Here is a 21,902-nt window from a genome sequence, read left to right as displayed (position 1 = left end):
GGGACAGCCCGCGTACCCGGGCCACGGCACGGCTCCGGTGGGACAGCCCGCGTACCCGGGTCATGGCACGGCTCCGGTGGGACAGCCCGCGTACCCGGGTCATGGCACGGCTCCGGTGGGACAGCCCGCGTACCCCGGCCACGGCACGGCTCCGGTGGCACAGCCCGCGCACCCCGGCCACGGCACCGCTCCGGCCGCACAGCCCCAGCACCCGGCCGGTCCATCCGCCCCGGACGGCTCCCATGCGTCCTCGGCGCAGCCTCCTGCCGGGGCACCGGCCCCGGACGGTGCCGGTCCGACCCCCGCTCAGCAGCCCGTCGGCCCGGGCGGCGTCGGTTCGCCGTCGGCTCAGCCCTCCGTCGGTCCGTTCGTCCCGGGCGGCTTCCGTCCGGCGCCGAACCAGCCGGCCGGCGGCCGGCCCCCGGCGGACGGCCCTGTTCCGGTCTCCCCGTCCGCCGCCGCTGCCGCAGAGGACCGGCATCTCTCCGCGGCCCCGAGCAGGCCGCCCGCGCCGACCCCGCCACCCCCCGGCAACCTCCGTGCCCGCCTCACCTCCTTCGTCGGCCGGGAGCGGGAGATCGGCGCCATCCGCGGGGACCTCGTGGAGGCGCGGCTCGTCACCCTGCTCGGGCCCGGCGGCGCGGGCAAGACGCGGCTGTCGCAGGAGGCCGCCGAGGGGATGGGGGACATCGCGCGCGACGGCGTCTGGCTGGCGGAGCTCGCCCCCGTCGCCGACCCGGACGCCGTACCGCAGGCCGTGCTGACCGCCGTCGGCGCGCGGGAGACCGTGATGTACGGCGCCGGCGCCGAGGAGATGCGCGCGGTCGCCGAGCGCACCGACGACCCGGTGGAACGGCTGGTCGAGCACTGCTCCCGGCGCCGCATGCTGATCGTCCTCGACAACTGCGAGCACGTCGTCGAGGCCGCCGCCCGTCTCGTCGAGGAGCTCCTCGTCCGCTGCCCCGGCGTGACCGTCCTCGCCACCAGCCGCGAACCCCTCGGTGTCCCGGGCGAGTTGCTGCGCCCCGTCGAGCCGCTGCCGGAGCCCGTCGCGCTGCGGCTGTTCGCCGACCGGGGCGCGGCCGCCCGCCCCGGGTTCCGGATCGCGGACGACCCCGAGGCCTGCGCCGAGATCTGCCGCCGGCTCGACGGCCTGCCCCTCGCGATCGAACTCGCCGCCGCCCGGCTGCGCATGCTCACCCCGCGCCGGATAGCCGACCGCCTCGACGACCGCTTCCGGCTGCTCACCTCGGGCAGCCGTACCGTCCTGCCCCGCCAGCAGACCCTGCGCGCGGTCGTGGACTGGTCCTGGGACCTGCTGGACGAGGAGGAGCGCGAGGTCCTCGCCCGGCTGTCGGTGTTCGCCCGCGGCTGCGACCTGGCCGCCGTCGAGGCGGTGTGCGGGCCCGCCGCGCACGACGCGCTCTCCTCCCTCGCCTCCCTCGTCGACAAGTCCCTCGTGGTCGCCGCCCCGGCCCCGGACGGCGAGATGCGCTACCGGCTCCTGGAGACCGTCGCCGAGTACGCCGCCGAGCGGCTCGACGAGACCGGCCGGCGGGCCGACGCCGAGCGGGCGCATCTGACGTACTACCGCGAACTCGCCCGCACCACCGAGCCCTCGCTGCGCGGCTCGCGCCAGCGGGAGGCCGTCGCGCTCTTCCAGCTCGAGTACGAGAACCTGCGGACCGCGCTGCGCCGCGCCGTCGCCGCCCGCGACGAGCAGGAGGCCCTCTGCCTCTCCCTCTCGCTCGTCTGGTACTGGCAGATGCGCGATCTGCGGATCGAGGCCCGCACCTGGTGCGGCGCGGTCATGGCCCTCGGCCCCGACCCCTTCGCCGAGCCCGTCCGCCCCGCCGCCGCCGTCCTCAGGCCGGTCATCGAGAGCCCTCCGTCCTGGTCCGGCGAGATCCTCGCGGAGGCCCGGCGCGGGGTCCACCTCGCCCATCTCGCCTGCATGGACACCGAGCTGGACGCCTGGAACACCCCGGAGGCCCAGCGCAAGCTGCGGATCGTCAGCGAGACCTACGCCCCCGGCCTGCCGCAGACCTGCCGCCCGCCGGGCCTGCTCTGGTTCTACGCCGTGATGATGACCGGGGACATGGAGCGCATCCGGGTCATCGTCGACGCCAACGTCGAGACCTGCCGCACCACCCCCGGCTACGAATGGGAGCTCGCCACCACGCTGCAACTGCGCGCCAACCTCCTCGCCAACCGTGCCGAATGGGCCGGGGCGGCGGGCCGGGACGCCGACGAGGCCCTGGACGTCTTCCGGCGGCTGGGCGACGCCTGGGGCGCGGCCGAGGCCCTCTCGGCGCGCGCCGAGGCCCGGGAGCGGACGGGCGACTACCGGGGTGCCGCGGCCGACTACGAGGAGGCCCGCCTCCAGGCCGAACGGCTCGACGCCCGCCACCAGTCGGCGGTCCTCGGCGCCCGGCTGGGCAGTGTGCTGATCGAGGCCGGTGAGGAGGAGCGCGGCGAGCGCCTGCTGCGCGAGGTCGTCGAGGCCACGGTCGACGGCCACAACGAGGCCATGCCCGCCGCCCGTCTCTTCCTCGCCTCGTACCTCGGGCTGACCGGCCGTCAGGCCGAGGCCCGTGACCAGCTGCGGCTGCTGCGCGAGACGTTCGGCCTCGCGCACTTCGTCGTCTTCGACGCCTTCATCCTGGGCGCGGAGGCCTGGGTGGACGTGGTCGACGGCCGCTACGAGCCGGCCCTGGTCTCCGTCCGCAAGGCCATGGAGCACGCGTCCGACCGGCTGTCCATGAACATCGCCCCGCACATGCGCAGCTTCTACCTCGCCATCGGGGCCTACGCCCTGGCCGGTATCGAGGGCGGCGCCCGCGCCGGGGACGCCGCCCGCTGTCTCGGCACCGCCGCGGCGCTGCTGCCCCCGGGCCATGTCGCCGTCCGCATCGAGCGCGAGACCGTCGCCCGGGCCACCCGCGCCGCCCGGGCCGTGCTCGGTGACGCGGCGTTCGAGGCCGCGTACGCCGAGGGCGGCGCCCTCCCCTACGAGGAGGCCGCCGCCCTGGTGTGAGAGCCCCGCCGGGCCCGGCTCCGCAACGGAAGCCCCCGGCTCAGTTCTTGGTGCGGAACTTGTGGATGGCGACCGGCGCCATCACCGCCGTCAGCCCGACCGACCAGGCGAGCGTCACCCACAGGCCGTGGGCGACCGGGCCGCCCACCATCAGGCCGCGGGCCGCGTCCGCGAGCGAGGACAGCGGGTTGTACTCGGTGAAGTTCTGCAGCCAGCCCGGCATCGAGGCGGTCGGCGCGAAGATCGACGAGCCGAACTGGAGCGGCATCAGCACCAGGAAGCCCATCGCCTGCACGGACTGGGCGCTCTTCATCACCACGCCGAGGGTGAGGAACACCCACATCAGTGCCGAGCCGAACACCGTGGCCAGCCCCACGGCCGCGAACAGTCCGGGCCAGTGCGTGATGTCGAAGCCCACCAGCACGGCCACGACCATGAGGATCACACAGGCGACCAGCATGCGCATCAGCTCGACCACGATCTTGGCGAACAGCACCGAGCCCCGGCCGATCGGCAGCGACCGGAAGCGGTCCATGACGCCGGAGTTGAAGTCCGTGTTGAAGCCGGTGCCCACGCCCTGGGCCATGTTCATCCCCATCATGGCCAGCAGACCGGGGATGACGTACTGGACGTAGCGCTCCTGTCCGCCGCCCAGCGACTGCCCGATGGACCCGCCGAAGACGTACACGAACAGCAGGGTGAAGATCACCGGGAACAGGATGGCGTCGAACATCGACTCCGGGTCCTGCCGGATCCACAGCAGATTGCGGCGGATCAGGGCACCGGTGTGCCGCAGATGGCTGCGCAGCGGGATCCGCGCGTCCGCCGCGCCCTTGATCCCGACGGCGGTGGGGGTGACGGTGGCGGCGCTCATACGGCGACCTCCTCGCGGTCGTCGACGGGCTGGGCGTCCTGCGGGGCACCGGCGCGGTGGCCGGTGAGGGAGAGGAACACCTCGTCGAGGCTGGGCAGTTCGGTGGTGAGGGAGGAGAGGGTGACGCCGCGCGCGGTGACCGCGCCGACGACGGCGGTGAGCTGCTCGTCGCTGAGCACCGGCACCAGCAGCGAGCCGCGCTCGCTGTCCACGACGGTGGTGGCGAGGCCGGTGATGCCGAGCTCGTCGATCCAGCCGGCCAGCGGGCGCAGCTGGAGCGGATCGGCGGGCCGGATCCGCAGGGTGCGTCCGCCGACCTTCGCCTTCAGCTCCTCGATCCCACCGCCCGCGATGACCCGGCCCCGGTCGACCACGGTCAGCTCGGAGGCCAGCTGTTCGGCCTCCTCCATGTACTGGGTGGTCAGCACCACGGTCACGCCGTCCCCGACCATCGTCTTGACCTCGTCCCACACCTCGTTGCGGGTGCGCGGGTCGAGCCCGGTGGTCGGTTCGTCCAGGAACAGCACGGTGGGCCGGCCGATCATGGACGCGGCGAGGTCCAGCCGCCGCCGCATACCGCCGGAGTACGTCGCCGCCGGCCGCCGGGCGGCCTCGGTGAGCGAGAACCGCTCCAGCAGCTCGTCGGCGCGGGCCCGGGAGTCCTTGCGGGACAGGTCGAGCAGCCGCCCGATCATGTACAGGTTCTCCCAGCCGGGGAGTTTCTCGTCCACGGAGGCGTACTGCCCCGTGAGGCCGATGACCCGGCGCAGCTGCCGGGGCTGCCGTGCGACGTCGTAGCCGGCGACGGTCGCCTGCCCCGCGTCGGCGGCGAGCAGTGTGCACAGGATCCGCACCAGGGTGGTCTTGCCGGCGCCGTTCGGCCCCAGCACCCCCATCACGGTGCCCTCCCGCACATCCAGGTCCACGCCGTCCAGTGCCTTGGTCTCGCCGTAGTGCTTGACCAGCCCCCGGACGGTCACGGCGCTTCCGGCGCCACCGGGGTTCATGTCGATTCGCGTCATGCCAGGAACGCTCCCAGCCCCCACCGACAAACCACCGACAGGCCGCCGACAGGACGGTGGTACGGGGGAGCGGTCACCGACATCCCGCCTACAGAAACGGCACCGCCCGCCGACGGGGGAAGATCGGCGGGCGGTGCGTGGTGCGGCACTGGCTCAGTGGACGCTGTGCTCCTCCAGCGGGAACGTCCCGCCGACGACGTCCTCGGCGAACGCCTTCACGGCGTTCCCCATCACCTCACGCAGGTTCGCGTACTGCTTGACGAACTTCGGCACCCGTCCGCCGGTCAGCCCGAGCATGTCGGTCCACACCAGCACCTGGGCGTCGCACTCCGGGCCGGCGCCGATGCCCACGGTCGGGATGTGCAGCACGCGGGTCACCTCGGCGGCCAGCTCGGCCGGAACCAGCTCCAGGACCACCGCGAACGCGCCCGCGTCCTGGACGGCCTTCGCGTCCCGCAGCAGCTGCTGGGCCGCCTCCTCGCCGCGGCCCTGCACGCGGTAGCCCATCGCGTTGACGGACTGCGGGGTCAGCCCGATGTGGGCCATGACCGGGATCCCGGACTCCACCAGCAGCTCGATCTGCCGGTGCGAGCGCTCGCCGCCCTCCAGCTTCACGGCTCCCACCCCGGCCTCCTTGACCAGCCGGGTCGCGCTGCGCAGCGCCTGGACCGGGCCCTCCTGGTACGAGCCGAAGGGCAGGTCGCCGACGATCAGCGCACGCTGCGTACCGCGCACGACGGACGCCGACAGCATGGTCATCTCGTCGAGGGTGACGGGTACGGTCGTCTCGTACCCCAGGTGACAGTTGCCCGCCGAGTCGCCGACGAGCATCACGGGGATCCCCGCCTCGTCGAACACCGACGCGGTCGTCGCGTCGTAGGCGGTCAGCATGGGCCACTTCTCGCCGCGCTCCTTGGCGAGTGCGAGGTCGCGGACGGTGATACGGCGTGTGCCCTTGCCTCCGTACAGCGTCCTGCTGCCGTCGGAGGGGTTTTTCTGGGCAGCCGAGAACTGCGTCATTGCAACGGCTCCTTACGTCATCTCGAGGCGCCCTCACGGCGTCCCCGGACCACCCCCATGGTGGCACCTCGTGCCAGGCAGGGCCAGACCGCCCCGTGTGGCCAACGACTCGTCGGGCCGAGAACGCGGGGGCCGAAGTAAAAGCTGAGTAAGAGAATCGCGTGTCGATCAGATACGAGACGGTCTCGTATCGAAAAGGTTCTACGCTCTACGGCATGACTACTCCTGCCGTCCCCACCGCGCCCCGGATACCGGAACAGGTGCACCGGCGCCGTTGGGCGATCCTCGGCGTGCTGATGCTGAGCCTGCTGATCGTGGTGCTGGACAACTCGATCCTGAACGTCGCGATCAAGACCATCTCCACCCCGGCCCCGACCGGGCTCGGCGCCACGCAGAGCGAGCTGGAGTGGGCCATAAACGCCTACACCCTGGTCTTCGCGGGTCTGCTCTTCACCGCCGGTCTCCTCGGCGACCGCATCGGCCGCAAGAAGGTCCTGCTCGGCGGGCTCGCCGTGTTCGGCATCGGCTCCGCGCTCGCCGCCGAGTCCGGCTCGCCGGCGCAGCTCATCGCCTTCCGCGCGCTGATGGCCGTCGGCGCCGCCTTCGTGATGCCGGCCACCCTCGCCGTCCTCATGAACGTCTTCGAGCGGGACGAGCAGCCCAAGGCGATCGGCATCTGGGCCGGCGGCGTGGGCCTCGCCATCGCGATAGGGCCGATCACCGGAGGCCTCCTCCTCGACCACTTCTGGTGGGGCTCGGTCTTCCTCATCAACGTGCCGATCGTGATCCTCGCGTTCGCACTGATGCTCTGGCTGGTGCCCGACTCCCGCGACCCCAACCCCGGCCGGATCGACCCCGTCGGCGTCGTCCTGTCCGTCGTCGGCCTCGTCCTGCTCGTCTACGGCATCATCAAGGGCGGCGAGCTGGCCGACTTCACCGACGTCACCGTGCTGGCGACGATCGGCGCCGGTCTCGCCGTACTCGCCGCGTTCGTCGTGTTCGAGGCGCGCAGCGACCACCCGTCGATAGACGTCACCTACTTCAAGAACAAGGTGTTCTCGGCCGCGATGGCCGTCATCACCCTGGTGTTCTTCGCGCTGATGGGCGTGACCTTCTTCTCGGTCTTCTACACCCAGAGCGTGCGCGGCTACTCGCCGCTGCAGTCCGGTCTGCTCCTGCTGCCGCTCGCCGCCGCCCAGCTGATCTTCGCGCCGCGCGCCCGGCTGGTCGTCGACCGCTTCGGGGTCCGGGCCACCACCACGGGCGCCATGCTCGTGCTCACCGCGACCCTGGCCGCGTTCGCCACCCTGGACGCCGACACCCCGATCTGGCTGCTGGAGATCGTCTTCTTCTGCATGGGCACCGGCATGGCCCATGTGATGACCCCGACCAGCGTCGTCATCATGCAGGCCCTGCCCCGTGAGAAGGCCGGCTCCGCCTCCGCCCTCAGCAACACCTTCCGCCAGCTCGGCGGCGCCCTCGGCATCGCCGTCCTCGGCTCGGTGCTCTCCACGGCGTACCGCACCGGCATCGAGGACAAGCTCGGCACCCTGCCGGCCGGTCTGCGCGAGACCGCGGGCGAGTCCATCGAGGCCACCCTGGGCGTCGCCGCGAAGCTCGGCGCCCGCGGCGAGGGCCTGGTCGGGCCGGCGAACGACGCCTTCCTGCACGCCATGCACATCACCGCGCTGTGCGGTGCCGTGGTGGCACTGGCCGGGGCGATCGTGGTGGCGCTGTTCCTGCCCCCGAAGCCGCAGGCGCCCCAGCAGGGCGCCCCCGAGGAGGAGTTGGTGCGCACGGAGTCCTAGCCACCGTCGTGAGGGGGAGAGCCCGTGGGCGAGAATTCCCCCCAGGAGACGAAAGGAACGATGGACGTGAGCCTCGTCGGCAGTGGCACCGCTCCGGACCAGCCCGCCAGGGGCCGGCCCCGCAGCGAGGCCGTGGAACGGGCCATTCTCGAGGGGACGATGAAGCTCCTGGAGGACGGCGTGCCCCTCGCCGAGATCTCCATAGAGCGCATCGCCCGCACGGCGGGTGTCGGCAAGGCCACCATCTACCGGCGCTGGAGCGGCAAGGAGGAACTCTTCGTCGACGTCCTGCGCAGCGCCGAACCCCAGGACCCCGAAGAGCTGCCGGGCACCTCCATGCGGGACGACCTCATCGTCCTGCTGGAGTCCCTGCGTCAACGGGGCCTCGCCAACCGCTCCTCGGCGATCCTGCACAACGTGCACGCCCAGATGAAGAGCAGCCCGAAGATCTGGGCGGCCTACCACAACTCGGTCATACTTCCCCGGCGCAGGGCGGGCATCGAGGTCCTGCGCCGCGGCCAGCAGAACGGCGAACTCCGCGCCGACCTGGACGTGGAACTGGTGAACGACATCGTCGTCGGCCCGATGCTGGTCCGTGCCGTCCTGCGCCCCGAGGCCGACCTCCCCGAGGATCTGGCCGAACGGATCGTCGACACCCTGCTCGCCGGACTACGCCCCGTCAGCTGACCGGCTCGGCCGTCGCAATGTGCGCGTTCCGTCACAGACCGGTCCGCGCACCGCGGCTCAGGAACCCCCGGCGCGGCCCCGTTCGTCCTCGGACCAGTACGGCCGTCGAGGGACGGCAGGATCGAAGCCGATCATCCCCTAGGGTCTATGCCCGGGGGAGAGACGGTGTGCACGGCAGGCAGTGAGGCGACGGTATGGCGCAGCAGGCGTACATGACGGAGACGGACGACGACGGCGGCTCGGGACCCGAGCGCCGGGGAGACCGGCTCCGGCGCCTGATCGGACGTCTGGCCTCGGGCTGGCGCGGTGACCCACGCGTCTGGCGCCGCGGCCTGGTGGTCGCCGCCCTCGCCCTGCTCCTCTCCCTGGTGATGCTGCTGCACTCGCGCATCCCCAACCGCTTCGGCAACCTCGGCAGCCTCACGGAGACGTTCCTGCCGTGGTTCGGGCTGTTCATCCCGGTGTTCGTACTCCTCGCCCTGGTCCGCAGGTCGGCCAGCGCGCTGATCGCGCTGGTCCTCCCGGCCGTCGTCTGGCTGAACCTCTTCGGCGGGCTCCTCAGCGACAAGACCGGCGGTGGCGGCGACCTCACCGTCGCCACCCACAACGTCAACGCCGACAACCCCGACCCCTCGGGCACCGCCCGGGACGTCGCCGCGTCCGGCGCGGACGTGGTGGCGCTGGAGGAGCTGACCGCCTCGGCGGTGCCGGTGTACGAGAAGGCGATGGCGGCGACGTACACGTACCACTCGGTGCAGGGCACGGTCGGTCTGTGGAGCAAGTACCCGCTGAGCGCCGTCAAGCCCGTCGACATCAAGCTCGGCTGGACACGCGCGATGCGGGCGACGGCGACGACCCCGGAGGGCAAGGTCGCCTTCTACGTCGCCCACCTCCCCTCGGTCCGGGTCAAGCTCCAGGCCGGCTTCACAGCCCGTCAGCGCGACAAGAGCGCGGACGCGCTGGGCGAGGCGATCGCCGACGAGCCGCTGAGCCGGGTGATCCTCCTCGGCGACCTCAACGGCACCATGAACGACCGCTCGCTGAACGCCGTGACCTCCCAGATGCGGTCCACGCAGGGCGCGGCGGGCGACGGCTTCGGCTTCAGCTGGCCGGCGTCGTTCCCGATGGCGCGGATCGACCAGATCCTGGTGCGGGGCGTGGAGCCGGTGACGTCCTGGACGCTCCCGCAGACGGGCAGCGACCATCTGCCGATCGCCGCACGCGTGAAGTTGACCGGCTCGTAACCCGCCGGAATACCGGGCCGGGGAGAGTTTGTTCCGTCGTTGAACATACGATGGAATCCCTCCCCGACCTGAAAGGCGACGCCTCCCCATGCCTCTGGCGCTGCTCGCCCTCGCCGTAGGTGCCTTCGGCATCGGCACCACGGAGTTCGTGATGATGGGCCTGCTGCCCGACGTGGCGGCCGACCTCCACATCGCGCTCCCCACCGCCGGCCACCTCGTCTCCGCCTACGCCCTCGGCGTCGTCATCGGCGCGCCCCTGCTCGCCGCCGTGACCGCCCGGATGCGCCGCCGCACCCTGCTGATGTCCCTGATGGCCCTGTTCATCGTGGGCAACACCCTCTCGGCGCTCGCCCCCGGCTACGACTCGCTCCTCGCCGCCCGCTTCCTCAGCGGCCTGCCGCACGGCGCCTTCTTCGGCGTCGGCGCGGTCGTCGCCACCGGTCTGGTCGCGCCGGAGCGCAAGGCGCGCTCGGTGTCGCTGATGTTCCTCGGCCTGACCGTCGCCAACATCGCCGGCGTCCCCGCCGCCACCCTCATGGGCCAGCACCTGGGCTGGCGGGCCACCTTCCTCGGCGTCGGCGTGATCGGCCTGGCGGCCGTGGCCTCCCTCGCGGTCCTGATCCCCCGCGACACGGGCGGGGCCCCCGCCACCGGCCTGCGCGGCGAGCTGGCGGCCCTGAAGTCCCTCCCGGTCTGGCTGGCCCTCGGCACGACGGTGGCGGGCTTCGGAGCCCTGTTCTCGGCCTACAGCTACATCACGCCGATGCTGACCGACGCGGCCGGCTACGCCGACGGCAGCGTCACCCTCCTCCTCGCCCTGTTCGGCGTGGGCGCGACGATCGGCAACCTGCTCGGCGGCCGCCTCGCGGACCACGCGATGCGCCGCACCCTCTTCGGCGGCCTGGCCTCCCTCGCCGCCGTCCTCGCGCTCTTCCCGCTGCTGATGCGCACCCAGTGGACCGGCGCCCTGGCGGTGGTCCTCCTCGGCATCGCGGCCTTCGTCGCGGGAACCCCCTTGAACCTCATGGTCATGGAGAAGGCCTCCACGGCCCCCTCCCTGGCCTCCTCCGCCAACCAGGCCGCCTTCAACCTCGCCAACGCGGGCGGCGCCTGGATCGGCGGCCTGACCCTGGCAGCGGGCCTCGGCGTCACGTCCCCGGCCCTCGCGGGCGCCGCCCTGGCGGTCCTGGGACTGGGCGTGGCGGGGGTGGCGTACGGGGTGGACCGCGGCCGCGCCTCCGCCCGAGGACACGAACGCATCGTGGCGACCCACCGCCCGGCACCTGCGGAGGCGGCGGTGCACCACTGACACGGCGATGGGGGGAAGGGCGAAGCCCGTCCCCCCAGGGGCGCGGGGAACTGCGCGACCGGCCCCCACGACCCGCAGCCGTCCGACGGCACGGCCCGGTACGGCGCACCGCCCTGCTCGAAGAGCTAGTCGTCGAACCGCTCCAGATCCCGCAGCCAAGCCCGCGCCGAGCTGTCCGAAGGTGCTCGCCAGTCGCCCCGCGGTGACAGCGAACCCCCCGCCGACACCTTCGGCCCGTTGGGCATCGCCGAGCGTTTGAACTGGGCGAAGGCGAAGAAGCGGCGGCAGAAGACCTCCAGCCACTGCCGGATCTCGGGCAGGTCGTACGCCACCCGCTTGGCCTCGGGGAAGCCGGGCGGCCAGGCGCCGGACTCCCGGTCGTGCCAGGCGTGCCAGGCGAGGAAGGCGATCTTCGAGGGGCGGAAGCCGTACCGCAGGACGTGGAAGAGCGTGAAGTCGTGCAGCGCGTACGGGCCGATCTTCGACTCGGTCGACTGCATCTCCTCGCCCGGGACCAGCTCCGGGCTGATCTCGGTGTCGAGGATCGCGGCGAGCGTCCCGCCGGTCTCCTCGCCGAACTGCCCGCTGCTGATGACCCAGCGGATCAGATGCTGCATCAGCGTCTTCGGCACACCCGAGTTGACGTTGTAGTGGCTCATCTGGTCGCCCACGCCGTACGTGGACCAGCCGAGGGCGAGTTCGGAGAGGTCGCCGGTGCCGAGCACGATGCCGCCGCGCTGGTTGGCCAGCCGGAAGAGGTAGTCGGTGCGCAGGCCCGCCTGGACGTTCTCGAAGGTGACGTCGTACACCGGCTCGCCGGAGCCGAAGGGGTGGCCCATCTCGCGCAGCATCAGCCGCGCGGTGGGCGTGATGTCCAGCTCGGCCGCGGTGACGCCGAGGGAGTTCATCAGCTTGTGCGCGTTGTCCTTGGTGTGGTCGCTGGTGGCGAAGCCGGGCAGGGTCCAGGCCAGGATGTCGCTGCGCGGCCGGCCCGCGCGGTCCATCGCGCGGGCGGCGACGATCAGCGCGTGCGTGGAGTCCAGGCCGCCGGACACCCCGATGACCACCTTCGGGCCGCCGATCGCGGCCAGCCGCTGCTGGAGGCCCTCGACCTGGATGTTGTACGCCTCGAAGCAGTCCAGGGCGAGCCGGTCGGCGTCGGCCGGCACGAACGGGAAGCGCTCCAGACGGCGGCGCAGGCCCAGGTCGGTGAGGGGCGGGTCGAGCTCGAAGGAGACCGTCCGGAAGTCGGCGGTCCGTGCGCGGTGCGTACGGCGGTTGTCGTCGAAGGTGCCCATCCGCTGCCGCTCCTGCCGCAGCAGGTCGAGGTCCACGTCGGCCACCGCGTACTCGTCGCCGAGCGGGAAGCGTTCGGTCTCCGCGAGCAGCACGCCGTTCTCGTAGACCATGGCCTGCCCGTCCCAGGACAGGTCGGTCGTCGACTCGCCGAGGCCGGCCGCCGCGTAGACGTACGCGGCGAGGCAGCGGGAGGACGCCGAGCGGCACAGCAGCTTGCGGTCCTCGGCCCGCCCGACCGTGATGGGGCTGCCGGAGAGGTTCACCAGGAGCGTCGCACCGGCGAGCGCCGCCTCCGCGCTGGGCGGCACCGGCACCCACATGTCCTCGCAGATCTCCGCGAACAGCGTGAGACCGGGGACGTCGTCCGCGGCGAACAGCAGGTCCACGCCGAACGGCACGCTCGCGCCGCCGACCCGGATCGAGCCGCCGCGCTCGTCGGCGCCGTCCGCGATCTGCCGGCGCTCGTAGAACTCCCGGTAGTTCGGCGGGTACGACTTCGGCACGACCCCGAGGATCCGGCCGCGGTGCACGATCACCGCGCAGTTGTAGATCCGGTTGCGGTGGCGCAGCGGGGCGCCGACGACCAGCACCGGCAGCAGGTCCGCCGAGCCGGTCACCACGTCCCGGAGGGCCTTCTCGACCTCGTCGAGCAGCGCGTCCTGGAGCAGCAGGTCCTCGATGGAGTAGCCGCACAGGCCCATCTCCGGGAAGACGGCGACGGCCACGCCCTCCTCGGCGCACCGGCGCGCGTGGCGCAGTACCGCCTCGGCGTTGACCGGCGGGTCCGCGATGACCGTGTGGCCCGTACATGCGGCGACGCGGGCGAAGCCGTGCTGATAGATCGACCAGAAGTTCAACGGAGACGGAGGCACGCGCCTCAGTGTAATCGCTGGTGATCGCCGTAATCGTCAGAGCGACGCGATGGGGTGGGGTGAGGGGACGTCCCCTCACCCCACCCCATCGGCGCCTCAGTGCTTGCGGTACGAGTCGACGTAGCCGTTCGCGGGCGTGCCCACGCCGGTGACGTCGTCGTAACCCTTCACCGCGGTCAGCGAGCTGTCCTTGCCGAGGCTGCGGACGGAGGTCAGCAGGCCGTCGGCGGCGTCGGAGCCGTTGGCGAAGTCGACACGGGCGACCGCGAGGCCGGAGCCCGTCGGGTCGTCGGTGACGTCGTGGTAGACCCGTGAGCCGTACTTGGAGTAGATCGACGGGTTGGCGAAGCCGATCGCCTTGCCGCCGTGCGCCTCCTGGGCCAGGGCCTGGACGGCCGCGATGACCGGCGCGGCGAGCGAGGTGCCGCCGATGCGGTACTCGCTGTACTGCGCGGACCCGTCCGGGAAGGTCTGCGTCTGGCCGACCTTGAAGCCGGTGTTGGGGTCGGCGATCGCGGAGATGTCGGGGACGACCCGGTTGCCGGCCGCGTTGTTGGCGGTGGCCAGCGCGTTCGGGACGACGCCCTTCTGGTAGTACGGCTCGGCGACGTTCTTGCTGGTGCCGCCGCCCGCGCCCGAGGTGAACGCGCCGGGGAAGTTCGTCCAGCTCTTGCCGTCGTCGGACAGGGCGGCCTTCTCGGTGCCCCAGCCGGTCTCCCACAGGTACTTGTCGCCCTTGCCGACCGCCAGCGAGGTACCGCCGACCGCCGTCACCCAGGCCGAGTTGGCGGGGGTGTCGACCTGCTTCGTACCGGTGTTGGCGACCTCGTCGCCGTTGTCGCCGGAGGAGAAGTAGAAGCCGATGCCCTCGACCGCGCCGAACTGGAAGACCTGGTCGTAGGCGGCCGCCAGGTCCGGCGTCTGGTTGGCCTCGATGTCGCCCCAGGAGTTGGAGACGATGTCGGCCAGGTGGTTGTCGACGATCTTGCTGAGCGAGTCGAGCAGGTCGTCGTCGTAGCAGGACGCGGCGCCCACGTACGTGACGTTCGCGGCCGGCGCGACCGCGTGCACGGCCTCGACGTCGAGGGTCTCCTCGCCGTACCAGCCGGCCGCCGAGCACTCCTCGGTCTTGGTGTAGTTCTTCGGCAGGACCTGCGTCAGCTGGCCCGTCTTCCAGGCCGCGTCGCCGTGCTTCTTCGCGTAGGTCGCCGCGTCGAAGGCGATCGTCGGCGAGGCGTACGCGTCGGTGATGGCGATGCGCACGCCCTTGCCGGTGTAGCCGCCCGCGCCGTAGGCGGAGCGCAGCTGCTTGCCGGTGTAGCCCTGGACGGCGTACGGGATCTTCGTGCCGTACGCGTCCGGGAGGGTGCTCGCGATGTTCGAGCCGAAGTACGAGGAGAACGGCCCGGAGTTCTTGAACACCGCGTCCGGCGGCGGGAGCTGGTCCTTGCTGCTCGCCTTGTGCGGCGCGTTGTCCAGGCCGGTGACGGTCAGCACGGCACCGTCGAGGCCCGCGGGCGCGGAGGCCGACTTCGAGGGCGCGCGGTAGGTCTTCGAGCCCTTGGTGTAGTTGTGCAGCTGGGTGCCGAACGCCTTCTCGGCGGCGGCCACGTCACCGCTGACGGAGACGTAGTGCTCCGTGGTGCCGGTGACCTTCAGACCGGCCGCCGTCAGCCAGGCCTTGACCGCGGCCACCTGGGCCGTGGTCGCCCCGAAGCGGGCCGCGGCCTGCTTGGCGGAGAGGTACTTGCCGTAGGCGGGGGAGCTCGGGTCGGACACCGCCTTGGCGTAGGCGGCGAGGCCGTCCGCGTTCCGGCCGGCGAGGTAGACGCGGGCGTTCAGCTGGGCGCTGTTCGAGGTCGAGCCCTTGTCCGCCTTGGCCGTCGCCCACGCGGGCTTGGTCCCGGCCAGCGTGTCACGGGCCGGGGCGTCCGCGGCGTGGGCCGCGGGTATGCCGAGCGCCAGGGCGCCGGCGATCATGGGCAGTGTCGCCGCCATGCTCACCCCGGCGCGCAGCGCGGCACGGTTGGATCTCATAGGACCCCCTGTATGTGGTTCGACGCGAGTGGATCACTCGACGTGACCGCCACTCTTGCGACGAACCCTTCATGCAAGGGGAATGCGAACACCAAGAAGCGGCCAAGTGACCGCTTGCTGGGGGGATTTGACGGACAAGTCCGTGAAGTCGAGGGAAAACCCTATGGGTGGCCCAGGCCCTGGCCCACGCCGTGGCCTACGCCTTCGCCCCGCGGGCCTTCAACATGTCCGCCATCAGCGCGATTTCGGACTCCTGCGCGTCGACCATGCCCTGCGCGAGCCGCTTCTCCACGCCGACCGTGCACTTGGCGACGCACCCCTCGGCCATGTGGATGCCGCCCTTGTGGTGAGCGGTCATCAGCTGGAGGAAGAACACCTCGGCCTGCTTGCCGTTCAGCGTGCCCAGCTTCTTCAGCTCGGTGTCCGTCGCCATGCCGGGCATGAGCGCGCCGTCCTCGCCGTCGGCCATGTCACCCATCCCCATCCAGGTCATGGGCGCGTCGGAGGACACCTTCGGCAGCCCCCACAGATCGAGCCAGCCGAGCAGCATCCCGCGCTGGTTGGCCTGCGTCTGGGCGATGTCGTAGGCGAGCCGCCGCACCTCCACGTCCGTCGTCCGGTCGCGCACGATGTACGCCATCTCGACGGCCTGCTGGTGATGGACCGCCATGTCCCGGGCGAACCCGGCGTCGGCGGACTTGGCGGCGGGGACCGAGCTCCCGGTCCCGCCGTCGTCCGCGGCCACGGCGTAGGTGATGGCGCCGGCCGCGACGAGCACCGCCGCCGCGGCCGAGGCGATCCAGCCCGCGGACTTCCTCACTTCATCGTCCCGCCCGTGCAGGAGGCGCCCGGCTCGGGCGTCTGCTCGCCCTGGACGAACTCCTCGAAGAACTTGTCGACGGCCGGGTCGTCCGCGCCGGTCACCGTGCGCTGCTTGCCCCAGGCGCTGAGCATGATCGGGTCGGCCTGCTTGTCGTCCGGGCTCATGAACGTGTACGGCGTCTTCTTCACCTTCGCGGCGAGCGCGTCGACGTCGGCCTTCTCCGCCTTGCCGGTGTACGTCACCCAGACCGCGCCGTGCTCCAGCGCGTGCACGGCGTTCATGTTGTTCACGGCCTCGGTGTAGACGTTGCCGTTGCAGTTCAGCCAGACCGGGTCGTGGTCGCCGCCGACCGGGGGCTCCATCGGGTACGTCACGGTCTTGGCGACATGGGTGCGCCCCAGCGTGCCCTTCCAGGTCTTCACCCCGTCCGAGCCGGTGACCCAGTGCCCCGAGGCCTTGGAGTCGGAGGCGGTGGAGGAGGAGTCGTCGTCGGACTGCGACCGCACGACGAACACCCCGCCCACGACGAGCGCGGCGACCGCGACCACGCTGCCGCCGATCACGAGGATCCGGTTGCGCCGCTCACGGGCCTGCTGGGCCCGCCGCATCTCTTCTATGCGCGCCTTGCGCGCGGTGCTGCCGGTCTGGTCGGCGGAGCCCATGAGACCTGTCCTTCTGGGGGAAAGGGGCGGGACGGCGGGTGGTGCGGGTGGTGTCCAGCGAGTCCACTGATCGTAAGGGGGAGGACACGGGAAGGCGTAGGCACCCGCCCGGCCACTCCATAATTTGAAGCCGAGATGCGTATTATCTACGCTTCTTCCATGCGGCTGCTGCGATCCACCGACCTGGCCCTGCGGGTGCTGATGCGCCTCGCGGTCGCGGGCGAGAACACCCCGACGACCCGCGAGGTGGCGGCGGCGATGGCGGTCCCCTACACCCACGCGGCCAAGGTCGTCGCCGAACTCCAGCACCTGGGGCTGCTGGAGGCCCGCCGGGGCCGGGGCGGCGGCCTCGCCCTGACCGGGAAGGGCCGTACGGCGTCCGTGGGCGGAATCGTCCGCACCTTCGAGGGCGACGGCGACGTCGTCGACTGCGAGGGCTCGACCCCCTGCCCCCTGAACTCGGCCTGCCGCCTGCGCGGCGCCCTGCGCCGGGCCCAGGAGGCCTTCTACGCCTCCCTCGACCCCCTCACGGTGACGGACATCGTGGCGGAACCGACGGGGCCGCTGCTGCTGGGCATCCCGGGACCGGTGTCCGGCTAGGGCCCGGCTGCGAAGGGGGCTCTCGGGCTCAGGCCGCCGCCAGCCACAGGTCGGGGCCGAAGACCTCGTAGTGGATGTCGGCGGGGGCGACGCCCTTCCCGATCAGCTGGGCGCGCACCGCCCGCATGAAGGGGAGCGGCCCGCACAGGTACGCGCGCGTGCCGGCCGGGACGGTGACGTCCGTGAGGTCGACCAGGCCCTCCGCGGCCCCCTCCGGGGCCTCGCGCTCGTACCAGAGGTGCACGGACGCCTCCGGGAGCTTCCCCGCGTAGGCCTCGTGGTCGGCGCGCAGGGCGTGGGTCGCGGGGGTGCGGTCGGCGTGGACGACGGTGACCGGGGCCCGGTGGCCGCGCTGCGCCAGGTCCGCCAGCATCGCGACCATCGGGGTCACGCCGATACCGGCCGAGGCCAGCAGCAGGGGCGTGCCGCCGGCCCCGTCGAGGACCAGGTCGCCGTACGGCTCCGACAGTTCGATGACGTCCCCCTCGCGCACGCGCGCGTGCAGGTGGTTCGAGACCTCGCCGTCGGGCGTCGTACCGTCGCCGTGCACCCGCTTGACGCTGAACTGGCGGACCGACTCGTCCGGCGCCCCCGAGAGGCTGTACTGGCGGATCTGCCGGGCGCCGTCGGGGAGCGCGACGCCCACGGAGACGTACTGCCCGGCCCGGAAGCCGCGCACCTCGCCGCCGTCGGCCGGCCGCACCCGGAAGGTCACCACGTCGTCGGTCTCCACGATCCGCTCGACGACCTCCCAGGGCCGCAGCCCCGCCTCGCCGCTCTCCTCGTACAGTCGCTTCTCGACGGCGACGAGCGCGTTCGCCATCAGCCAGTAGACCTCGTCCCAGGCCGCCGCGACCTCGGGGGTGACGGCCTCGCCGAGCACCTCGACGATCGCGGCGAAGAGGTGCTCGTGGACCACCGCGTACTGCTCCGGCCGCACGCCCAGCGAGGCGTGCTTGTGGGCGATCCGGCTCAGCATCGCGTCGGGGCGGCTGTCGGGGTGGTCCAGCAGGTGCGTGGCGAACGCGGCGATGGAGCCGGCGAGGGCCTGCCGCTGGGTGCCGGCGGCCTGGTTGCCGCGGTTGAAGAGGTCGCGCAGCAGTGCGGGGTGGGCGGCGAAGAGGCGGGCGTAGAAACGCTCGGTGATCTCGCCGATCGCCGCGCCGACGGCGGGGAGGGTGGCGCGGACGGTGGCGGCGGACGGCTCGGACAGCATCGGGGCTCCTTGGGGCTCGACCGAACGGCTCGGTACCTCGACGCTATTAAAAGTTGCATCTCAGATTCAAATTTAAAGCCCGTGGTCTCCGTCACCCGGGAGCCGATCCGGCCATTACGGATACCGGTGCGAACAGGCAAGATGGGCGGGAGAGCAGTACATCTGGCGTACGAGAGCCGTTCAGGCCGAGGACGCCGGTGCGATCAAGGTCCGCAACGCGCATGAAATGCTGTTGTGGTGTGATGCGCAGGTGCCCGACCGCCTCCCGTGGGACGGGGAGACAGGCGGCCTGACCAGCAAGGATGGGGAAGCGGAAGATGGACAAGCAGCAGGAGTTCGTGCTCCGGACGCTCGAGGAGCGCGACATCCGGTTCGTACGCCTGTGGTTCACGGACGTGCTGGGCTTCCTGAAGTCCGTCGCCGTGGCCCCGGCCGAGCTCGAGCAGGCTTTCGACGAGGGGATCGGCTTCGACGGCTCCGCGATCGAGGGCTTCGCCCGGGTCTACGAGTCCGACATGATCGCCAAGCCGGACCCGTCCACCTTCCAGATCCTGCCCTGGCGCGCCGAGGCCCCCGGCACCGCCCGGATGTTCTGCGACATCCTCATGCCGGACGGCTCCCCCTCCTTCGCCGACCCGCGCTATGTCCTCAAGCGCGCCCTCGCCCGCGCCTCCGACCTGGGCTTCACCTTCTACACCCACCCGGAGATCGAGTTCTTCCTGCTGAAGGACCGCCCGCTGGACGGCTCCCGGCCGACGCCCGCCGACAACTCCGGCTACTTCGACCACACCCCGCAGAACATCGGCATGGACTTCCGCCGCCAGGCCATCACCATGCTGGAGTCGATGGGCATCTCGGTCGAGTTCTCCCACCACGAGGGCGCCCCCGGCCAGCAGGAGATCGACCTGCGGTACGCCGACGCGCTCTCCACCGCCGACAACATCATGACGTTCCGCCTGGTCATGAAGCAGGTGGCGCTGGAGCAGGGCGTCCAGGCGACCTTCATGCCGAAGCCGTTCTCCGAGCACCCCGGCAGCGGTATGCACACCCACCTCTCGCTGTTCGAGGGCGACCGGAACGCGTTCTACGAGTCCGGTTCCGAGTACCAGCTCTCCAAGGTCGGCCGCTCCTTCATCGCCGGTCTGCTCAAGCACGCCGCCGAGATCGCCGCCGTCACCAACCAGTGGGTCAACTCCTACAAGCGCATCTGGGGCGGCTCCGAGCGCACCGCCGGCGCCGGCGGCGAGGCCCCGTCGTACATCTGCTGGGGCCACAACAACCGCTCGGCCCTGGTCCGCGTCCCGATGTACAAGCCCGGCAAGACCGGCTCCGCCCGCATCGAGGTCCGCTCCCTCGACTCCGGCGCCAACCCCTACCTGGCGTACGCCATGCTGCTCGCCGCCGGCCTCAAGGGCGTCGAGGAGGGCTACGAGCTCCCGCCGGGCGCCGAGGACGACGTCTGGGCCCTCTCCGACGCCGAGCGCCGCGCGATGGGCATCGAGCCCCTCCCGCAGAACCTCGGCGAGGCCCTCGCCCTGATGGAGCGCAGCGACCTGGTCGCCGACACCCTCGGCGAGCACGTCTTCGACTTCTTCCTGCGCAACAAGAAGCAGGAATGGTACGAGTACCGCTCGGAGGTCACCGCGTTCGAGCTGCGGAAGAACCTGCCGGTGCTGTAGGCGTGGCGGGAAACCCGCCCGTCTGGCCGGAACCGCTCGCCCCCCGTGCTCGTCTTGTGCGCTGACTGTGTACGAAACGGGCAAGTGGGGGACGTCGTGACGCGGAACGTGACGAAGGCCGGGCTCATCGCGGTGGCCATGGTGACGGTGCTCGGGGCCTCGGCCTGTGCGGGGGAGGCCGGGGCGGCCGGTTCCGGGGGCGGGGTGGCGTCCGGCTCCGCGGTGGCGTCCGGATCCGCGGCCTCGTCCGACGGCGGGCTGGAGAAGCTGGCCGCGCCGGCCGCCGCGGCGCGCCTCACCCGGAACGTGCCGTGGAACCTCGACATCCTGGACCAGCGGTCGCGGCCGCTGAACGGGAAGCTCACCACCACCGCCACCGGCAAGGGTGTGCACGTCTACGTGATCGACACCGGGATGGACATCGGCCACAAGGAGTTCGGCGGACGGGCCCACCTCGGCGCCGACTTCGTGGGCCCGAAGGACTCCGGCGACTGCTTCAGCGAGGCGGGGACCGGGCACGGCACGTTCGTCGCGGGCATCATCGGCGGCGCCAAGTACGGCGTGGCGCCCAAGGCCGACCTGGTACGGGTCCAGGGCGTCCTGTGCGAGAGCGACGGCGGCGGCTCGGCGGCGGCGGCCGAGGCGGCCCTGGTGAAGTCGGTCAAGTGGGTCACCGCGCACGCCCAGAAGCCCGCCGTGGTGAACATGTCGCTCAACCTCGACCACCGCTCGGCGGCCCTGGAGACCGCCGTGAAGAAGATGATCGCCGCGGGGATCCCGACGGTGGTGTCGGCCGGCAACTTCCACGACGACGCCTGCAAGCACTCCCCGGCCGGCGTCCCCGGCACCATCGTCGTGGCGGCCTCCACCTCCACCGACCGGGTGTGGAACGACAGCGGCTCCTACGGATCGGGCTACGGGCGGTGCGTGGACCTGTACGCGCCCGGCCAGAAGGTGACCTCCGCGCTCGCCGGTGGCGGCACGTACACGGAGACCGGCGGCGCGACGTCCTGGGCCGCGCCGCACGCGACCGGCGTGATCGCGCTCTACCTGTCGGCCCACCCCCACGCGACGGCCGACCAGGTCCACGTCTGGCTCGACCGCACGGCCACCCGCGGTGTCGTCCACGGCGTCCGCTCCGACACGCCGAACCGGCTGCTCAACACCGGCGGCATCTGAGCAGCGGGGCGCGGGGCGCGGGTCACGAGGTCCGGGTCACGAGGTGCGGCGGGCCAGGTCCGCCAGCACCTGGTGCAGGGGTTCGGCGGCGCGCCGGCGGTACTCCTGGATCGCCCAGCCGTTGCCGTCCGGATCGCTGAAGTACAGGAAGGTCGCGCCGTCGTCGGGGGTGTAGCGGACCGGCTCGGAGACCTCCAGGCCCCGCTCCAGCAGTTCCGCGCGGGCGGCGTCGATGTCGGCCACGCACAGCTGGAGGCCCTGGTAGGAGCCGGGTGCGGGGCGCGGGCCCCGCACCGCCTCCCAGATGCTGTCACCCAGCGCGATCGAGCAGCCCGAGCCCGGTGGCGTCAGCTGCACGATCCGCATGCCGGGCATGACCTCCTGGTCGATGTCCACATGGAACCCGACCTTGTCGCGGTAGAAGTCACGGGCCCGGTCGATGTCGCTCACGGGCAGCGGGACCACTTCGAGCGTGTACTGCATCCCCGGTCCTCCCAGGCCTCGGCAACGGCTCCCCCTCACCGAAGCCGAAAA

At 71.9% G+C, this 21,902-nt stretch carries 17 protein-coding genes; 8 read left to right on the top strand and 9 right to left on the bottom strand.

Features of this window, described 5'->3' with window-relative positions:
* The first annotated feature begins 115 nt into the window (after positions 1 to 115).
* Positions 116 to 3,037: an AfsR family transcriptional regulator gene (locus tag ABZ490_RS39690; protein ID WP_359001973.1), complete on the top strand. Its 2,922-nt coding sequence runs from the start codon at positions 116 to 118 to the stop codon at positions 3,035 to 3,037.
* A gap of 40 nt (positions 3,038 to 3,077) precedes the next feature.
* Here the strand turns inward: ABZ490_RS39690 and ABZ490_RS39685 are convergent, their stop codons facing one another.
* From ABZ490_RS39685 to panB, 3 genes are all read right to left on the bottom strand, one after another.
* The gene (locus ABZ490_RS39685; RefSeq protein ID WP_359001971.1) at positions 3,078 to 3,911 is read right to left on the bottom strand and encodes an ABC transporter permease; all 834 of its coding nucleotides are present in this window, start codon (positions 3,909 to 3,911) and stop codon (positions 3,078 to 3,080) included.
* Positions 3,908 to 4,933 (bottom strand): ATP-binding cassette domain-containing protein, encoded by a 1,026-nt coding sequence (locus ABZ490_RS39680; RefSeq protein WP_359001969.1) that lies wholly within the window; start codon positions 4,931 to 4,933, stop codon positions 3,908 to 3,910. The genes ABZ490_RS39685 and ABZ490_RS39680 overlap by 4 nt, the downstream gene beginning before the upstream one ends.
* Positions 4,934 to 5,086: 153 nt before the next feature.
* On the bottom strand, positions 5,087 to 5,953 hold the full coding sequence (panB, locus tag ABZ490_RS39675; RefSeq protein WP_359001967.1) for a 3-methyl-2-oxobutanoate hydroxymethyltransferase: 867 nt from the start codon (positions 5,951 to 5,953) through the stop codon (positions 5,087 to 5,089).
* Positions 5,954 to 6,168: 215 nt separating this feature from the next.
* Between panB and ABZ490_RS39670 the strand changes: the two genes are divergently transcribed.
* The 4 genes from ABZ490_RS39670 to ABZ490_RS39655 all read left to right on the top strand — a co-directional run bounded on the left by ABZ490_RS39670 (position 6,169) and on the right by ABZ490_RS39655 (position 11,001).
* The gene (locus tag ABZ490_RS39670) at positions 6,169 to 7,761 is read left to right on the top strand and encodes an MFS transporter (RefSeq protein ID WP_359001965.1); all 1,593 of its coding nucleotides are present in this window, start codon (positions 6,169 to 6,171) and stop codon (positions 7,759 to 7,761) included.
* 60 nt (positions 7,762 to 7,821) lie between these two features.
* Positions 7,822 to 8,448 carry a TetR/AcrR family transcriptional regulator gene (locus tag ABZ490_RS39665; protein ID WP_359001963.1) on the top strand — a complete coding sequence of 209 codons (627 nt, stop codon included), beginning with the start codon at positions 7,822 to 7,824 and terminating at the stop codon, positions 8,446 to 8,448.
* Positions 8,449 to 8,642: 194 nt separating this feature from the next.
* On the top strand, positions 8,643 to 9,692 hold the full coding sequence (locus ABZ490_RS39660; protein WP_359001961.1) for an endonuclease/exonuclease/phosphatase family protein: 1,050 nt from the start codon (positions 8,643 to 8,645) through the stop codon (positions 9,690 to 9,692).
* Positions 9,693 to 9,780: 88 nt separating this feature from the next.
* Positions 9,781 to 11,001 (top strand): MFS transporter, encoded by a 1,221-nt coding sequence (locus ABZ490_RS39655; RefSeq protein ID WP_359001959.1) that lies wholly within the window; start codon positions 9,781 to 9,783, stop codon positions 10,999 to 11,001.
* Between the two features lie 125 nt (positions 11,002 to 11,126).
* Here the strand turns inward: ABZ490_RS39655 and ABZ490_RS39650 are convergent, their stop codons facing one another.
* The 4 genes from ABZ490_RS39650 to ABZ490_RS39635 form a co-directional block, all read right to left on the bottom strand.
* Positions 11,127 to 13,157 carry an NAD(+) synthase gene (locus ABZ490_RS39650; protein ID WP_359002006.1) on the bottom strand — a complete coding sequence of 677 codons (2,031 nt, stop codon included), beginning with the start codon at positions 13,155 to 13,157 and terminating at the stop codon, positions 11,127 to 11,129.
* Positions 13,158 to 13,268: 111 nt separating this feature from the next.
* Positions 13,269 to 15,209 (bottom strand): S53 family peptidase, encoded by a 1,941-nt coding sequence (locus ABZ490_RS39645; RefSeq protein ID WP_359001957.1) that lies wholly within the window; start codon positions 15,207 to 15,209, stop codon positions 13,269 to 13,271.
* 196 nt (positions 15,210 to 15,405) lie between these two features.
* Entirely contained in the window at positions 15,406 to 16,029 is a 624-nt protein-coding gene (locus ABZ490_RS39640) for a DUF305 domain-containing protein (protein ID WP_359001955.1), read from the bottom strand.
* Positions 16,026 to 16,694: a DUF3105 domain-containing protein gene (locus tag ABZ490_RS39635; RefSeq protein WP_359001953.1), complete on the bottom strand. Its 669-nt coding sequence runs from the start codon at positions 16,692 to 16,694 to the stop codon at positions 16,026 to 16,028. Before ABZ490_RS39635 ends, ABZ490_RS39640 begins: the two co-directional genes overlap by 4 nt.
* A gap of 159 nt (positions 16,695 to 16,853) precedes the next feature.
* On the opposite strand from ABZ490_RS39635, the gene ABZ490_RS39630 reads away from it, so the two are divergent.
* Positions 16,854 to 17,294, top strand: a complete 441-nt coding sequence (locus ABZ490_RS39630) for an Rrf2 family transcriptional regulator (RefSeq protein ID WP_359001951.1) — start codon at positions 16,854 to 16,856, stop codon at positions 17,292 to 17,294.
* Positions 17,295 to 17,322: 28 nt separating this feature from the next.
* On the opposite strand, the gene ABZ490_RS39625 is transcribed toward ABZ490_RS39630, so the two are convergent.
* The gene (locus ABZ490_RS39625) at positions 17,323 to 18,510 is read right to left on the bottom strand and encodes a globin domain-containing protein (protein WP_359001949.1); all 1,188 of its coding nucleotides are present in this window, start codon (positions 18,508 to 18,510) and stop codon (positions 17,323 to 17,325) included.
* 317 nt (positions 18,511 to 18,827) lie between these two features.
* Between ABZ490_RS39625 and glnA the strand changes: the two genes are divergently transcribed.
* Together glnA and ABZ490_RS39615 are read left to right on the top strand one after the other, a co-directional pair.
* The gene (gene glnA, locus ABZ490_RS39620; RefSeq protein WP_359001947.1) at positions 18,828 to 20,189 is read left to right on the top strand and encodes a type I glutamate--ammonia ligase; all 1,362 of its coding nucleotides are present in this window, start codon (positions 18,828 to 18,830) and stop codon (positions 20,187 to 20,189) included.
* 96 nt (positions 20,190 to 20,285) lie between these two features.
* On the top strand, positions 20,286 to 21,368 hold the full coding sequence (locus ABZ490_RS39615) for a S8 family peptidase (protein ID WP_359001945.1): 1,083 nt from the start codon (positions 20,286 to 20,288) through the stop codon (positions 21,366 to 21,368).
* Positions 21,369 to 21,404: 36 nt separating this feature from the next.
* On the opposite strand, the gene ABZ490_RS39610 is transcribed toward ABZ490_RS39615, so the two are convergent.
* Entirely contained in the window at positions 21,405 to 21,851 is a 447-nt protein-coding gene (locus ABZ490_RS39610) for a VOC family protein (RefSeq protein WP_359001943.1), read from the bottom strand.
* Between the last annotated feature and the right edge of the window lie 51 nt (positions 21,852 to 21,902).

Origin of the sequence: Streptomyces sp. NPDC005811 (genome assembly GCF_040630405.1) — a bacterium.
Classification (GTDB): Bacteria; Actinomycetota; Actinomycetes; order Streptomycetales; family Streptomycetaceae; genus Streptomyces.
This window is presented reverse-complemented; position numbering and strand designations above follow the sequence as displayed.

Bases quoted from the DNA above. Each gene is read 5' to 3' on its own strand.
- ABZ490_RS39685 (WP_359001971.1), bottom strand. From the start codon at position 3,911: ATGAGCGCCGCCACCGTCACCCCCACCGCCGTCGGGATCAAGGGCGCG.
- ABZ490_RS39680 (WP_359001969.1), bottom strand. From the start codon at position 4,933: ATGACGCGAATCGACATGAACCCCGGTGGCGCCGGAAGCGCCGTGACC.
- panB (WP_359001967.1), bottom strand. From the start codon at position 5,953: ATGACGCAGTTCTCGGCTGCCCAGAAAAACCCCTCCGACGGCAGCAGG.
- ABZ490_RS39670 (WP_359001965.1), top strand. From the start codon at position 6,169: ATGACTACTCCTGCCGTCCCCACCGCGCCCCGGATACCGGAACAGGTG.
- ABZ490_RS39665 (WP_359001963.1), top strand. From the start codon at position 7,822: ATGGACGTGAGCCTCGTCGGCAGTGGCACCGCTCCGGACCAGCCCGCC.
- ABZ490_RS39660 (WP_359001961.1), top strand. From the start codon at position 8,643: ATGGCGCAGCAGGCGTACATGACGGAGACGGACGACGACGGCGGCTCG.
- ABZ490_RS39655 (WP_359001959.1), top strand. From the start codon at position 9,781: ATGCCTCTGGCGCTGCTCGCCCTCGCCGTAGGTGCCTTCGGCATCGGC.
- ABZ490_RS39645 (WP_359001957.1), bottom strand. From the start codon at position 15,209: ATGAGATCCAACCGTGCCGCGCTGCGCGCCGGGGTGAGCATGGCGGCG.
- ABZ490_RS39635 (WP_359001953.1), bottom strand. From the start codon at position 16,694: ATGGGCTCCGCCGACCAGACCGGCAGCACCGCGCGCAAGGCGCGCATA.
- ABZ490_RS39630 (WP_359001951.1), top strand. From the start codon at position 16,854: ATGCGGCTGCTGCGATCCACCGACCTGGCCCTGCGGGTGCTGATGCGC.
- ABZ490_RS39625 (WP_359001949.1), bottom strand. From the start codon at position 18,510: ATGCTGTCCGAGCCGTCCGCCGCCACCGTCCGCGCCACCCTCCCCGCC.
- glnA (WP_359001947.1), top strand. From the start codon at position 18,828: ATGGACAAGCAGCAGGAGTTCGTGCTCCGGACGCTCGAGGAGCGCGAC.
- ABZ490_RS39610 (WP_359001943.1), bottom strand. From the start codon at position 21,851: ATGCAGTACACGCTCGAAGTGGTCCCGCTGCCCGTGAGCGACATCGAC.